Origin of the sequence: Bacillus proteolyticus, from assembly GCF_001884065.1 — a bacterium.
Lineage (GTDB): Bacteria > Bacillota > Bacilli > Bacillales > Bacillaceae_G > Bacillus_A > Bacillus_A proteolyticus.
This window is the reverse complement of the sequence record NZ_MACH01000116.1, coordinates 402,287-417,517: the sequence shown is the minus strand read 5'-3', so window position 1 is coordinate 417,517 and position 15,231 is coordinate 402,287. Positions and strand designations below refer to the sequence as shown.

The 15,231-nt window shown below is 36.0% G+C and carries 16 protein-coding genes; 11 read left to right on the top strand and 5 right to left on the bottom strand.

Going from position 1 to position 15,231, the window contains the following annotated elements; genetic code table 11:
• On the top strand, positions 1-359 hold a 359-nt coding region (locus tag BAQ49_RS21725), incomplete at its 5' end, for an L-serine ammonia-lyase, iron-sulfur-dependent, subunit alpha (protein WP_175546548.1).
• Between the two features lie 52 nt (positions 360-411).
• On the opposite strand, the gene proI is transcribed toward BAQ49_RS21725, so the two are convergent.
• The gene (gene proI / locus BAQ49_RS21720) at positions 412-1,251 is read right to left on the bottom strand and encodes a pyrroline-5-carboxylate reductase ProI (RefSeq protein WP_071747009.1); all 840 of its coding nucleotides are present in this window, start codon (positions 1,249-1,251) and stop codon (positions 412-414) included.
• Positions 1,252-1,416: 165 nt separating this feature from the next.
• On the opposite strand from proI, the gene BAQ49_RS21715 reads away from it, so the two are divergent.
• Positions 1,417-2,370 (top strand): MBL fold metallo-hydrolase, encoded by a 954-nt coding sequence (locus tag BAQ49_RS21715; RefSeq protein ID WP_071747008.1) that lies wholly within the window; start codon positions 1,417-1,419, stop codon positions 2,368-2,370.
• Between the two features lie 9 nt (positions 2,371-2,379).
• Positions 2,380-3,174, top strand: a complete 795-nt coding sequence (locus BAQ49_RS21710; RefSeq protein WP_071747007.1) for an SDR family oxidoreductase — start codon at positions 2,380-2,382, stop codon at positions 3,172-3,174.
• 30 nt (positions 3,175-3,204) lie between these two features.
• On the opposite strand, the gene BAQ49_RS21705 is transcribed toward BAQ49_RS21710, so the two are convergent.
• Positions 3,205-3,390 carry a YqzH family protein gene (locus BAQ49_RS21705; RefSeq protein ID WP_071747006.1) on the bottom strand — a complete coding sequence of 62 codons (186 nt, stop codon included), beginning with the start codon at positions 3,388-3,390 and terminating at the stop codon, positions 3,205-3,207.
• A gap of 224 nt (positions 3,391-3,614) precedes the next feature.
• Between BAQ49_RS21705 and argC the strand changes: the two genes are divergently transcribed.
• From argC to BAQ49_RS21670, 7 genes are all read left to right on the top strand, one after another.
• Positions 3,615-4,652: an N-acetyl-gamma-glutamyl-phosphate reductase gene (argC, locus tag BAQ49_RS21700; protein WP_071747005.1), complete on the top strand. Its 1,038-nt coding sequence runs from the start codon at positions 3,615-3,617 to the stop codon at positions 4,650-4,652.
• Positions 4,653-4,662: 10 nt separating this feature from the next.
• On the top strand, positions 4,663-5,886 hold the full coding sequence (gene argJ / locus BAQ49_RS21695) for a bifunctional glutamate N-acetyltransferase/amino-acid acetyltransferase ArgJ (RefSeq protein ID WP_071747004.1): 1,224 nt from the start codon (positions 4,663-4,665) through the stop codon (positions 5,884-5,886).
• 11 nt (positions 5,887-5,897) lie between these two features.
• Positions 5,898-6,665, top strand: a complete 768-nt coding sequence (argB, locus tag BAQ49_RS21690) for an acetylglutamate kinase (RefSeq protein ID WP_071747003.1) — start codon at positions 5,898-5,900, stop codon at positions 6,663-6,665.
• The gene (gene argD / locus BAQ49_RS21685; protein WP_071747002.1) at positions 6,662-7,822 is read left to right on the top strand and encodes an acetylornithine transaminase; all 1,161 of its coding nucleotides are present in this window, start codon (positions 6,662-6,664) and stop codon (positions 7,820-7,822) included. The genes argB and argD overlap by 4 nt, the downstream gene beginning before the upstream one ends.
• Before the next feature lie 12 nt (positions 7,823-7,834).
• Positions 7,835-8,785: an ornithine carbamoyltransferase gene (gene argF, locus BAQ49_RS21680; protein WP_071747001.1), complete on the top strand. Its 951-nt coding sequence runs from the start codon at positions 7,835-7,837 to the stop codon at positions 8,783-8,785.
• Positions 8,786-8,963: 178 nt separating this feature from the next.
• Positions 8,964-9,524 carry a DUF2062 domain-containing protein gene (locus tag BAQ49_RS21675; RefSeq protein ID WP_071747000.1) on the top strand — a complete coding sequence of 187 codons (561 nt, stop codon included), beginning with the start codon at positions 8,964-8,966 and terminating at the stop codon, positions 9,522-9,524.
• 58 nt (positions 9,525-9,582) lie between these two features.
• On the top strand, positions 9,583-9,789 hold the full coding sequence (locus BAQ49_RS21670) for a hypothetical protein (RefSeq protein ID WP_071746999.1): 207 nt from the start codon (positions 9,583-9,585) through the stop codon (positions 9,787-9,789).
• A 24-nt stretch (positions 9,790-9,813) separates the two neighbouring features.
• On the opposite strand, the gene BAQ49_RS21665 is transcribed toward BAQ49_RS21670, so the two are convergent.
• Both BAQ49_RS21665 and BAQ49_RS21660 read right to left on the bottom strand, forming a co-directional pair.
• Positions 9,814-10,260 (bottom strand): MarR family winged helix-turn-helix transcriptional regulator, encoded by a 447-nt coding sequence (locus BAQ49_RS21665; protein ID WP_002111682.1) that lies wholly within the window; start codon positions 10,258-10,260, stop codon positions 9,814-9,816.
• A 72-nt stretch (positions 10,261-10,332) separates the two neighbouring features.
• Complete coding sequence (locus tag BAQ49_RS21660) at positions 10,333-11,112, bottom strand: GDSL-type esterase/lipase family protein (protein ID WP_071746998.1); 780 nt, start codon at positions 11,110-11,112, stop codon at positions 10,333-10,335.
• 272 nt (positions 11,113-11,384) lie between these two features.
• Here BAQ49_RS21660 and cpdB point away from each other — a divergent pair, with 272 nt between their 5' ends.
• A complete protein-coding gene (gene cpdB / locus BAQ49_RS21655; protein WP_071746997.1) occupies positions 11,385-13,754 on the top strand; it encodes a bifunctional 2',3'-cyclic-nucleotide 2'-phosphodiesterase/3'-nucleotidase in 2,370 nt (789 codons plus the stop codon).
• Between the two features lie 56 nt (positions 13,755-13,810).
• On the opposite strand, the gene nhaC is transcribed toward cpdB, so the two are convergent.
• A complete protein-coding gene (nhaC, locus tag BAQ49_RS21650; RefSeq protein ID WP_071746996.1) occupies positions 13,811-15,184 on the bottom strand; it encodes a Na+/H+ antiporter NhaC in 1,374 nt (457 codons plus the stop codon).
• Positions 15,185-15,231: the final 47 nt, after the last annotated feature.

The following is a 15,231-nucleotide window of genomic DNA, read 5'->3' as shown; positions in this document are numbered from 1 at the left end:
GTGGAATGGCAGCGGCAGCCGCAGTTGAGATGGCTGGTGGAACACCAGATCAAGCAGCTACAGCGATGGCAATTTCATTAAAGAATATGCTTGGTTTAGTGTGCGATCCTGTTGCAGGGCTTGTAGAAGTACCTTGTGTAAAACGTAATGCAGCAGGAGCTGCGAATGCGATGATTTCAGCTGATTTATCATTAGCTGGTGTAACTAGTACAATTCCATGTGATGAAGTTATTGAGGCGATGTTTAGAATTGGACAAACGATGCCAGTAGCACTTCGTGAAACCGCAGAAGGTGGACTTGCAGCAACACCAACAGGTCGTCGTCTGCAAGAAGAGATTTTTGGTAAGAGTAATAACTAGAAGCATATGATTAAAATAAAAACGGAGCTCAAATAAAATTGAGCTCCGTTTTTTATGTTTCTTCTGCTATTTTTTCTAATGTTTTTCCAAGATCATGTGATCGTTTCGTTGCTTGTGTAATACATGAGATTAATGCTTGTTGAAAATTATGCTCCTGTAACACTTCAATACCTGCTTCGGTAGTTCCGCCAGGAGAAGTAATTTCTTTTCGCAAAATAGAAGGGTGTTTTTCGCTTGCTTTTAGCATTTCAGCAGCACCAATCATCGTCTGAAGAATAAGTGATTTTGCAACATCTTCTTTTAAACCAATTTTTTTTGCGGCGTCTTCCATCGCCTCTACTACGTAATAAATATAAGCTGGTCCACTTCCAGACAATGCAGTGACAGCATGCATATCTTCTTCCTCTACAACAGAGACGAGACCGATTGTTTCAAATAACGATGTTGCAATGCGAATATGTTCTTCCGTTGCATGTTCTGAAGGTGAGATAGCAGTAGCGGACTTTAAAATAGCCGCAGATGTATTTGGCATCGCACGAATAATCGGAACGTCTTTTTGAAGTAGGTTTCTAATTGAATGAGTAGAAACACCTGCTAACAACGAAATAATAAGCAAGTCATTATTTATGTATTCTTTAAGGGGAATCATCGCTTCTGCGACATCTTTTGGCTTCATAGCTAGAAAAAGAATATTTGCATCAGCAAGTAATTCTTTTTTGTTATGTGTACCTTTGACACCGTATGTTTTACGTAACTCCTGTAATCTTGTCTCATTAGAACGATTACTTACAGTGATATGTTCCCCTTTAACAACATTTGCGTTTAATAAACCACCAATAATCGCTTCGGCAATAGAGCCTGCACCGAGAAAGGAAATGTTTTGAATAGACATGATGTTCCTCCTTTAAATTTGGTTAGAAATACTTATAAATGTACATAAATTCGTTTTTTTATGGAAAACACCTCTTTTTATCTGAAAATAATGACAAATTTATAGGGAAGTTGTAAACTGAAGAGGTATTCATTTTTGAACCGGAAAAAGACAGGGGGGCTAAGCATGACGGCGATTCATCGAATGGAGATTCCTGTTCCATTTGCAGTTGAGACAGTGAATGTGTTTTTAGTTGAGGGAGAAGCATTAACGTTAATTGATACAGGGACAAATACAGAAGAAGCAAAGAAGGCACTAGAAAGCCAATTAGGTGCATTAGGGTATAAGATAGAAGATATTGAAACGGTAGTTATTACGCATCACCATGCGGATCATTGTGGACTTTTAAATACATTTTCTGAAAAAGTAAAAATTATTGGACATCCTTGGAATGAACCTTGGATCACGCAGAATGCCGAATTTTTAAAGAGGTATCATGAATTTTTTAAAGAGACGGCCTTGCAGTTCGGCGTTCCAGCAGCATTTTTGAATGGTGAGGCATTATTGACGACGAAGACAATTAAATATTCTTGTAATAGGTCGTTAACACATACCGTGAGAGAGGGAGATCGTATAGATTCGTTACCTGGATTTACAGTGATTGAAACCCCAGGTCATGCTTCTACTCATATTTCATTATATAGAGAATCAGATGGAATATTAATTGGTGGGGATGCTCTCATTAGTCATATTTCTTCAAATCCAATATTAGAACCACCATATGAAGGGCAAACAGAAAGAGCGCATCCTTTGTTGCAGTATAATCAAACGTTAAAACGTTTAAGTGAAATGAATATTTCACGTATTTTATCCGGGCATGGGGAAGATGTTCTGAATGTGAAACAACTTATTGAAACAAGATTACAAAAGCAAGAGACACGTGCTTTTAAAGTGCTGGAGCTATTAAAGGAAAAGCCAATGACAGCATTTGAAGTATGTGTAAAACTATTTCCGGTATTATATAAAGAGCAATTGCCACTTACTATCTCAGAAACTGTTGGACAATTAGACTTTTTAGCATATAATCAACAAGTGATGATTGATGAATCTTCACCACAATTGATTTATTATGCAAAGTAGGTGACAGCAATGACGGGACGTTTACAGGACAAAGTAATCGTCATTACAGGTGCTTCTAGTGGAATTGGAGAGCAAGTTGCAATGCAAGTTGCAGAGCAGGGAGCAACTCCAGTATTAATGGCTCGAACAGAAGAGAAGCTACAAGCATTAGCAGACAAAATTAAAGCAACGTATAATACGCCTTGCTATTACTATGTATTAGATGTAAGTGAAGAAACGAAAGTACAATCTGTTTTTTCAAAGGTATTACAAGAAGTAGGACGTATTGATATATTGGTAAATAATGCTGGGTTTGGTATTTTTAAAACGTTTGAAGATGCTTCAATGGATGAAGTAAAGGATATGTTTCAAGTCAATGTATTTGGATTAGTAGCTTGTACGAAAGCAGTATTACCTTATATGGTAAAAAGGAACGAAGGACAAATTATTAATATTGCTTCATTGGCTGGAAAAATTGCAACTCCGAAGTCGAGTGCTTATGCAGCAACAAAACACGCTGTATTAGGATTTACGAATAGTTTGCGTATGGAGTTATCTAACACAAATGTGTATGTAACAGCAATTAACCCAGGACCGATAGACACGAACTTTTTTGAAATAGCCGATCAATCAGGTACATATGTGAAAAATATGGGACGTTACATGTTAAAGCCAACATATGCAGCAGAACAAATCGTAAAGGCGATGCAAACGAAAAAACGTGAAGTAAACTTGCCGAAGTGGATGGGAATGGGGCCAAAGCTCTATGCATTATTCCCAGGTTTATTTGAACGTGTTGCAGGCAAATCATTAAGTAAAAAATAGGAGATTTCCATATGGAAATCTCCTATTTTTTTATTGTCCAGTCACATAATCGTAAACGATATCCTCAACTGCCTCGTATACATCAATTTCAGTATTTGAATGAATCATCGTTTGAATATGTTTAATTAGCATTTCCTGATCCTCTTTTGAAACAGGATTACATTGATATTGCCGAAAACTTTTTGTAATCATTTTCTCAATTAATTTTTCATTCATGTTTTTCCCCACCTGTATGTATACATGTATTGTTTTATTGTACTTGAAGTGAAATAAAAATACTATTATACATTGTTTTTGTATAAAAATTAGATCGTATATATTGTTTTCTTAGTAAAATTAAGTTTTTTAAGTTTTAAAAATTTATAAATATTTAATTGACTCTATAAATATACAATATTATAATCATACTTAATTTAAAGAATCGATATGAGGAGGAGCTTATGAAAGTCGCAATTATTGGAGCAACTGGATATGGAGGCATTGAGTTAATTCGGTTATTAGAACAACATCCATATTTTTCGATAGCATCTCTCCATTCTTTTTCACAAGTTGGTGAGTGTATAACAAATGTATATCCGCATCTTCGAAATGTTCTTGTCCATACGTTACAAGAAATTGATGTGGAGGCAATAGAAAAGACCGCGGAAATTGTATTTTTAGCAACCCCGGCAGGAGTATCGGTAGAGTTAACTCCAAAATTATTACAGGTGGGTTTAAAAGTAATTGACCTATCTGGAGACTTTCGTATGATAGATCCCTCGTCATATGAACTGTGGTATAAAAGGCAAGCTGCACAGGAAGAAATTCTTAGGAAAGCAGTATATGGGTTAAGTGAATGGAAAAGGTCCGAGATTCAAAATGCAGATTTAATTGCAAACCCAGGATGTTTTGCTACAGCGGCATTATTAGCGATAGCGCCGTTAGTACGTATCGGCATGATTGAAGAAGATTCGATTATTATTGATGCGAAATCAGGAGTATCTGGAGCGGGCAAAACGCCAACAACAATGACTCACTTTCCTGAGTTATACGATAACTTGCACATTTATAAAGTAAATGAGCATCAACACGTTCCTGAGATTGAGCAAATGCTTGCAGAGTGGAATAGGGAAACGAATCCAATCACGTTTAGTACACATTTAATACCGATATCACGGGGGATTATGGTTACACTTTATGCGAAAGTGAAACGAGAAATGAAAATAGAACAACTTCAAAAATTATATGAAGAAACGTATGAACAATCGGCTTTTATTCGAATTCGCACGCAAGGAGAGTTTCCAAGTCCAAAAGAAGTGAGGGGCTCAAATTATTGTGATATGGGGATAGCTTACGATGAAAGAACAGGAAGAGTGACAGTCGTTTCTGTTATAGACAATATGATGAAAGGCGCAGCTGGGCAAGCGGTTCAAAATGCAAATTTATTAGCGGGACTAGAAGAAACAACGGGTTTACAGCATATGCCGCTTTATCTATAAGGGGGACATGATGATCAAAGTAGAGTCTATTACAAAATTAGAAAATGGTTCAATGGTAACGCCGAAAGGCTTTTCGGCAATCGGTACTGCAAATGGTTTGAAAAAGGAGAAAAAGGATTTAGGTGCAATCGTTTGTGATGTACCAGCATCATGTGCCGCTGTTTATACAACAAATCAAATACAAGCAGCCCCGCTGCAAGTAACGAAAGACAGTATAGCAGCTGAGGGGAAATTGCAAGCAATTATCGTCAATAGTGGAAATGCAAATGCTTGTACAGGAATGAAAGGATTACAAGATGCATACGAGATGCGTGCATTAGGGGCGGAACATTTTGGAGTGAAAGAAAATTACATTGCAGTGGCTTCAACAGGTGTAATTGGTGTTCCGCTGCCGATGGATATAATCCGAAAAGGAGTTGCAACTCTTATACCGACAAAGGAAGTAAGTGAAGCGCATTCTTTTTCTGAAGCGATTTTAACGACGGATCTTATAACGAAAGAAACTTGCTATGAGATGATCATTGATGGAAAAGCAGTGACCATCGCTGGTGTTGCTAAAGGTTCAGGCATGATTCATCCGAATATGGCAACGATGCTTAGTTTTATTACAACAGATGCCAATATAGAGCATGACGTATTGCAAACAGCATTATCACAAATAACGAATCATACATTTAATCAAATTACGGTGGATGGAGATACTTCTACGAATGATATGGTCATCGCTATGGCAAGTGGATTATCAGAAACGAAACCAATCAATATGGAACATACAGAGTGGGAAACTTTCGTATTTGCTTTACAGAAGGTATGTGAAGATTTAGCCAAAAAAATTGCACAAGATGGTGAAGGCGCTACGAAGTTAATAGAAGTAAATGTGCTAGGAGCTCAAACGAATGAAGAGGCAAAGAAAATCGCAAAGCAAATAGTCGGTTCGAGTCTTGTGAAAACAGCAATACATGGTGAGGACCCAAATTGGGGGCGAATTATTAGTAGTATTGGACAAAGTGAAGTAGCTATTAATCCAAATGCAATTGATATTACTCTTCAATCTATCTCGGTATTAAAAAATAGTGAGCCTCAAACATTTTCTGAAGAGGAAATGAAAAAGAGATTACAAGAACATGAAATTATTATTGATGTTTATTTACATTTAGGAGAAGAAACAGGATCAGCTTGGGGCTGTGACTTAAGCTATGAATATGTGAAAATAAACGCTTGTTATCGTACATAAGGAGAGGGAAGATGAGCGATTATATTGTAGTGAAATGCGGCGGTAGTATGTTGAATCAATTAAATGATCTGTTTTTTGATTGTATAAAGAAATTGCAACAAAAGTATAAGGTAGTGATTGTTCATGGTGGTGGTCCAGAAATTGATGCCAAATTAATAGATTGTAACATCAAAGTAGAAAAAAGAGATGGGTTACGAGTAACACCAAAAGAAGTTATGGATATTGTTCAAATGGTGCTATGCGGAAGTACGAATAAAAAACTCGTAATGAATTTACAAAAGCATAATTTACTTGCGGTAGGTTGCTCAGGATGTGACGGCAATTTACTTCAAGTTCAACCTGTCAGCGAGGAGATAGGATATGTGGGAGAAGTAAGTTATGTCGAAACAGCCTTACTAAAAGGATTAATAAATATGAATTATATTCCAGTTATTGCTCCAGTCGGCATACATGATAATGAGATTTATAACATAAATGCGGATACCGCCGCAGCTGGAATTGCGGCCGCGCTATCCGCAAAAGAACTTATTTTTATTACAGATGTAGATGGAATAGTACATGAAGGAAAATTAGTAAAGAAAACGGACGAATTTGAAATTGATACTTTTATTGAAAAAGGGGTTATTACAGGCGGGATGATTCCGAAAGTACAGGCGGCACTAGCGTCATTAAAAATGGGAGTGCAAAAGATAAGTATTGTGAACGGTACAAAAGATTTTACTGAAGTTACGGGAGAGCGTATCGGAACGACAGTAACGAAAGGAGTGAGTATCGTATGACAAGTCACCTTTTTCAAACGTATGGGAGAAGAACTATTGAGTTTGTAAAGGGAAAGGGAACGAAAGTTATTGATACAAATGGTAAGCAATATTTAGATTTCACTTCAGGTATTGGAGTATGTAATTTAGGACATTGTCACCCTACAGTGATGAAAGCTGTACAAGAGCAACTTCATGATATATGGCATATATCTAACCTGTTTACAAACAGCTTACAAGAAGAAGTCGCGTCATTATTAACAGAAAATATAGCATTAGATTATGTGTTCTTCTGTAATAGCGGGGCAGAAGCGAATGAAGCAGCTTTGAAGCTAGCCCGTAAGCATACTGGAAAATCTCTCGTCGTAACATGTCTGCAGTCTTTTCACGGTAGAACATTCGGAACGATGAGTGCGACGGGGCAAAATAAAGTGAAAGAAGGATTTGGCCCACTACTTCCGTCTTTTTTACATATCCCTTTTAACGATATAAAGGCGTTAGAGGAAGTAATGAATGAAGAAGTTGCGGCGGTAATGGTAGAAGTTGTTCAAGGAGAGGGAGGAGTCATACCTGCCGCTCTATCTTTTTTGAAAGCAATTGAAACATTATGTAATAAGTTTGGCTCCTTATTTATTATAGACGAAGTACAAACGGGGATAGGAAGAACAGGAACACTATTCGCTTACGAACAAATGGGAATAAAACCTGATATCGTTACTGTTGCAAAGGCACTAGGAAATGGTATTCCTGTTGGAGCGATGATTGGCCGGAAAGAACTCGGAACATCGTTCACTGCAGGATCACACGGTTCAACTTTTGGCGGGAATTATATTGCGATGGCTGCAGCGAAAGAAGTATTACAAGTAAGTAAAAGACCATCGTTTTTTAAAGAAGTACAAGAAAAGGGCGAGTACGTATTACAGAAGTTGCAAGAGGAATTACAACATGTCGAATGTATTCAAAATATACGTGGTAAGGGGCTTATGATTGGAATTGAGTGTAAGCATGAAGTTGCAAGTTTTATAGAACAACTAGAAGAAGAAGGACTTCTCGTATTACAAGCAGGACCTAATGTTATAAGACTATTACCGCCACTCATTGTAACGAATGAAGAGTTAGAACAGGCAGTATATATGATAAAAAAAGTAGTTTGTACAAAAAACGTATCAATCATATAAGGGGGAAGTCTCATGTCAACTGTACAAGTACCGAAATTAAATACGAAAGATCTTTTAACATTAGAAGAATTGACGCAAGAAGAAATTATTTCTTTAATTAAGTTCGCTATATATTTAAAAAAGAATAAGCAGGAGCCTTTATTACAAGGCAAAATATTAGGGCTTATCTTTGATAAACATTCAACGCGTACTCGCGTATCTTTTGAAGCAGGAATGGTACAGCTCGGAGGACATGGAATGTTTTTAAGTGGAAAAGAGATGCAAATTGGAAGAGGAGAAACCGTTTCAGATACTGCAAAAGTATTATCTCATTACATTGACGGGATCATGATACGTACATTCTCACATGCCGATGTAGAAGAGCTTGCAAAAGAATCGAGCATACCTGTTATTAATGGATTAACGGATGATCATCACCCTTGTCAAGCGTTGGCAGATTTAATGACGATTTATGAAGAAACAAATACATTTAAAGGAATTAAATTGGCTTACGTAGGTGACGGAAATAATGTATGTCATTCATTGTTGTTAGCGAGTGCGAAAGTCGGAATGCATATGACTGTTGCAACGCCTGTAGGGTATGAACCGAGTGAGGAAATTGTAAAAAAAGCGTTAGCGATTGCTGAAGAAACAGGAGCTGAAATTGAAATTTTGCATAACCCTGAACTAGCGGTGAGTGAAGCAGATTTCATTTATACTGACGTTTGGATGAGCATGGGGCAAGAGGGAGAAGAAGAGAAATATACTTTATTTCAACCTTACCAAATTAATAAAGAACTTGTTATGCATGCAAAGCAAACATATCGTTTCTTACACTGTTTACCTGCCCATCGTGAAGAAGAGGTAACAGGAGAAATTATAGATGGATCACAGTCTATCGTATTTGAGCAAGCTGGTAATCGATTGCATGCGCAAAAAGCATTATTAGTAAGTTTATTTAAAAATGTAGAAGAGCCTTCCTAAATGATGTAAACCTCCAATTGTTAGGCATGAATAACAATTGGAGGTTTACTTTTTTATATTGAAATGTCATATGTATATTTGGTTAACCATTTTGATATCATTTATAATAAAAGAGAAAATGAAATTTGTTTTTCAGAGTATGTAAGGGCATACTAGGTATAAAAATATAGTTAAAGAGATGATGAGGGTGAAAACAACTAAGAAAACATATCCGTTTTTTCAGCGGATGTGGAGAATATTAAAGTTTCAATATTTTAAGTTGCTTCGATCGCCAGAAGGAGCAAAGAAAGTATCGTTAGGGTTTGCTATTGGATTTGGTTTAGAAATGTTGGTAATTTATACGGCATCGCTCGTATATTTAATATTTTATCCAATTGTCAGGTTAGCAAAAGGATCTTTTCCAGCCGCAGTCATTGGTAATATTATTGGGAAAATATCGTTTCTCCCAGTATTTTTATTTCCGTTTGCGTATGCGCTAGGGAAAATGATTTATCCATTTCATGTACAACAAATACATCATGAACCATTTACGATATCGGACTTGTTTTCAAGTCACATTTTTACGATGTTAAAGAGCTTATTACAGAGTGAAGTATATGTATTAATTGGAATGACGATTTTAGGAGTTGTGTTCGGTGTAGTTTCATATTTCGTTGTGCATTATTTATATGAAAAGAATCGTAAGTTACGTTTGAAGAACAGAAAGAAAAAAGTGAGAGAACCACTTGTACAAATATAAAGAATGGCACATTCATTTTCTCCTTTGAATATGTTTAAGAAAAAGGGGGAGAGAATGGATGTATTATTACTATGTACCTCAAGTATACCCATATATAAATTATTATCCTGTAAATGATATGAGACAGCAATTTGGAGTGTATCAACAGCAACAATTTCAGCAATTGCCACAAATACCACCACAACAACCTACGCAAGATCAAAAACCATATTTAACGACATGGCCATATTCAAATGTATACTACGGTAACTATTATGAATCATAAAGCTGCTTCTATTTAGAAGCAGCTTTATGCGTTTGTTTTCAAAATTAAATTTTGAATGGTTTTAAGAGAATGAATGAGCTTTTCACGCTCTTCCTCAGATAATGTTTGAAAATTTTCTTTTAGTTTGTCTAAAATGAATTGCTGATACTGATTTACTAGCAATTTCCCTTCAGTTGTTAGGGAAATTAAAATGACCCGTCGATCTTTTTCGCTATAATGACGCTCTATTAGTTCTTCTTGAATAAGTTTGTTTAATAGAGGGGTCATATTAGGCCGTGAAATCGCTAGCCGCTTGCCAATTTCTGAAACTGCTAATGTACCATTTTCATGCAAAAGCAGTAACACTTGCGTATGTGATGGCGGCATATGTCTTTGAGAAGAAAACTCTCCAGGAAGCATAAATTTGCGATAAAAAAGAGGCACTAGCGAAAGAAGATGATCAACAATACGTTCCCACTCGCGTGATTCCATACAACGGCCCCCTTCCACTATCATTGTAACAAAAAAGACAAGGTATAAAAATAGAATTGTTTCACGGTCACCTTAATATTTGTAGGATAACACTTGTTTTGTAAATGTATTCGCAATAATTGCATAACCGTTATCATTTGGGTGTACTTGGTCAAATAGTAAATCTTTTTTATCATTTGATATTAATTTTCGAATTGGTAAAACGATAGATGGCTGATTCGCTTTTGAAATAGCATAAACAGAATCATTCCAAGTATCTAAAAACATATCTGCGTAACTGGCAATGGAGTCATCGAGTTGTAAAGGGTTATAGAGTTCAGAGAGAATAAGTAAAGCATTCGGATTTTGATCTCGAACGGTCTTTACAATAGTGTTTACATCCGTTTCAAAACGAGTTTTTTCTTTATTTAACATTTTAATACCATCAATAACACCTACATCACGATTTAAGCGAAATAAATTGTTTCCGCCAATATTAATAGTAATGATATTGGCTTCCCTAATTTTTTGTTGTACTTCTTCTAACTGAACTTTTTTTACGAGACGACCTGTGGTGAGACCGTTTACACCGAGATTTTCTACCGTAATTGGTTTATGAATTTGTCCTTCTAGTTGCTTAGAAGCTAATTCGGCAAATCCCCCTTGTGTAGATCCATATCCTTTGGCGAGTGAATCACCTAATACGAGATGATAAAAGGAGTTGTTCGTTTGCTTATCAATCCAACTCGGAGCAGATGTTTTTCCTACTTTTCCTTCAGTTTCTTTTTGTTCTATCTCATCGTTCTTTTCAAAATTAGAACAAGAAATGATTAGAAGGAGGAGACAGACAATTGTTAAGATGACTTTTTTCATAAATTTATCCTCCTTGTAATTGGTAATTGTATCATATTCATCAGTAGAAGCCATGTAAGGGCATAGTATATGTTTATGAAAACTTTACAATAACTTTACAGAAAATTTGTAGAAGTATGTCAAAAAATATTGACGATATGAAAGTACTTTAGATATGATAATGTCAGATAAGGTGAAGATCATCGCTCTAATAGAAGAAAAAAGGTATGTGGTTAGAGACTGATTGAGATTCACTTCATTATTTTGGGGTAATTGTATAAGGGGGATTTTTTGTGAAGAAGTCAAAAAAAATGCTAGCTGGAGCAACACTTGCTATTGGCGTTATAGCACCGCAAGTGTTGCCAACAACAGCTCAAGCAGAGGAAAAAGCTGGGGAGAGTACAGTTAACTTACGAATTTTAGAAACATCAGATATTCACGTTAACTTAATGAATTATGATTATTATCAAACGAAAACAGATAATAAAGTAGGTCTTGTGCAAACTGCAACACTTGTTAATAAAGCGCGTGAAGAAGCGAAGAACTCTGTCCTATTTGATGATGGGGATGCATTACAAGGTACGCCACTTGGGGATTATGTGGCGAATAAAATAAATGATCCGAAAAATCCGGTTGATCCGAGTTATGTACATCCATTATATCGTCTAATGAATTTAATGAAGTATGACGTCATTTCTCTTGGGAACCATGAATTTAACTATGGCTTAGATTATTTAAACAAAGTAATTAGTAAAACAGAATTCCCGGTTATTAATTCGAACGTCTATAAAGACGATAAAGATAATAATGAAGAGAACGACCAAAATTACTTTAAACCATATCATATTATTGAAAAAGAAGTAGAAGATGAATCTGGTCAAAAGCAAAAGGTGAAAATTGGTGTAATGGGATTTGTTCCACCTCAAGTTATGAACTGGGATAAAGCAAATTTAGAAGGAAAAGTTAAAGCGAAAGATATTGTTCAAACAGCGGAAAAGTTAGTTCCAGAAATGAAGGCAAAAGGTGCGGACGTTATCGTTGCACTAGCCCATTCAGGTGTTGATAAGAGTGGATACAATGTTGGAATGGAAAACGCATCATATTATTTAACAGGAGTTGCTGGCGTTGATGCAGTATTAATGGGACATTCACATACTGAAGTGAAGGATATATTTAATGGTGTTCCAGTTGTAATGCCTGGTGTTTTTGGTAGTAACTTAGGTATTATTGATATGCAATTGAAAAAGGTAAACGGAAAATGGGAAGTGCAAAAAGATCAGTCTAAGCCGCAACTTCGTCCGATTGCTGATAGTAAAGGAAACTCATTAGTACAATCAGATCAAAAACTAGTTAATGAAATTAAAGATGATCATCAAGCGACAATTGATTATGTGAATACAGCTGTAGGTAAAACGACAGCACCAATTAATAGTTATTTTTCATTAGTACAAGATGATCCTTCTGTACAACTAGTGACAAATGCACAAAAATGGTATGTAGAAAAGCTATTTGCTGAAAACGGACAATATAGTAAATATAAAGGAATTCCAGTATTATCTGCAGGAGCACCATTTAAAGCGGGTGGCCGAAACGGTGCTACATATTATACTGATATTCCAGCTGGAACGTTAGCGATTAAAAACGTAGCGGATTTATATGTATATCCAAATACATTATATGCTGTAAAAGTAAGTGGTGCACAAGTGAAAGAATGGCTTGAAATGTCTGCCGGTCAATTTAATCAAATTGATTCAAAGAAAACAGAAGAACAGCCACTAGTAAATATAGGCTATCCTACATATAATTTTGATGTTTTAGATGGATTAAAATACGAAATTGACGTAACGCAACCAGCGAAATACGATAAAGATGGTAAAGTTGTAAATGGAAATACGAATCGTATTGTAAATATGACGTATGAAGGAAAGCCTGTAGCTGACAATCAAGAGTTCATTGTAGCTACAAATAACTATCGTGGAAGTAGCCAAACGTTCCCTGGTGTAAGTAAAGGTGAAGTTGTATACCAATCGCAAGATGAAACACGTCAAATTATTGTGAAGTACATGCAAGAAACACCAGTTATTAATCCAACAGCAGATCAAAATTGGGCGTTTAAACCGATTATTGCAGATAAATTAAATACGACATTTGATTCTTCACCAAATGCACAAAAGTATATAAAGACAGATGGGAAAATATCATATGTTGGCCCATCTGAAAATGAATTTGCTAAATATGCAATTGATATAACGAAGAAGAATGACGATAAGGAAACTGGTGGAGAGAACCCAACAACACCGCCAACAGGTGAAGGCAATAACGGAGAGAATCCAACAACACCGCCAACAGGTGAAGGCAATAACGGAGAGAATCCAACAACACCACCAACAGGTGAAGGCAATAACGGAGAAAATCCAACGACACCACCAACAGGTGAAAGTAATAATGGAAATGAACCAAAACAAGATGGAAATAATGCAGGATCTGGACAAACTACAACGGATAATCAAAATTCAAAAGAAACAACAGCTGTAAGTGAAAATAAAGAAGAACGTGATTTACCGAAAACAGGTACAAGTGTTGTTTCTACAATTGGAGCGGGTCTTGCGTTTGTAGGAGCAGGTTTACTTATGTTATTTAGAAGAAAGAAAGCAAATAGATAGTAAAGTATTGTACAAAAAAGGATTACCAATTACGGTAATCCTTTTTTATGTTTATATTATGAAACTGTTACTGCTTTTTCTTTTTTCCAAGAAAGACCGAATCCAGTAAATCCAACAATAATAGTTACGACTGGACAAGCTAAACAGAAGATTGCGTATGGAACATAATCGATTGTTGGAACGCTAAGGACGTTTGTTAAGAACACACCACTTACGCCCCACGGTACGAGCGGATTAATCACTGTACCTGCATCTTCTAATACTCGTGATAAATTACGACGTTCTAAACCGACTTCATCGTACTTGTTAGCAAATGCTTGTCCTGTTAAAACGATGGATAAGTACTGCTCACCAAGTAAGAAGTTTACACCAATTGCAGTTGAAGCAGTAGAAATAATTAAGCGTGTACTAGTTTTTACAAAGCTAGAGATGATATTCATTAGCTGCGTGATGATACCCATTCCTTGTAATAATCCTCCCATACAAAGAGCTAGGAAAATAAGAGCAATTGACATCATCATACTTTGTAAACCACCGCGAGATAATAAGCTATCAATATCTTTTATACCAGTTTTAGAAACGTAACCGTCTTGCATAATTTTCATTAAATCAGCTAAAGAAGTACTAGGTTTAAAAATAAAGAGAATAATGATCCCTACTACGATTCCAGCAAGTAATGTTGGAACTGCTGGAACTTTTTTAAATGCGAATAAAAATAGTAATAAAATTGGAATCAGTGTAACGATAGAAATTGTTGCGTTTTTTTCTAGCGTATTAATAAAATTTGAGAAATCAACGTCTCCCCCAGTGCCACTTCCTAAAATGAAAAATGCGACAAAAGCAATAATGAAAGCAGGAACTGTTGTCCAAAGCATGTTACGAATATGTTCAAATAAATCTACACCCGTTACAGCAGGAGCTAAGTTTGTTGTGTCAGATAAAGGGGACATTTTGTCTCCAAAGAATGCACCAGAAATAATTGCACCAGCGATAAGAGCTGGGTCGTATCCAAGGGCAGTGCCCATTCCCATAAAGGCAAGTCCTACAGTTGCAGCAGTTGTAAATGCACTACCAATACTTGTTCCAACGATTGCACAAACAACAAAAACAGTTGGGACGAAAATTTTAGGAGATACAAGCTGGAAGCCGTATACCATTAAGGTTGGAATTGTTCCAGCAGCGATCCAAACACTAATTAATACGCCTACAAGTAAGAAAATAAAAATAGATGGAATACCAGCTGAAATACTACCGATCATCCCTTTTTCCATAGTAGACCAAGAGATTTTTTTCATAAATCCAAATGCTAATAAAAGAACGATACCAAATAAAATTGGGATGTGTGGTGAAACTTCTAATTGGATAACACTAAAGCCAATACAGAAAAAGATAAATAATGTTAAAAGAACAGATTCAATTTTTGAAACCATTGTTTTTCCCTCCTAAGTAATCTAAAATAGATCTTTTTTATATAAAA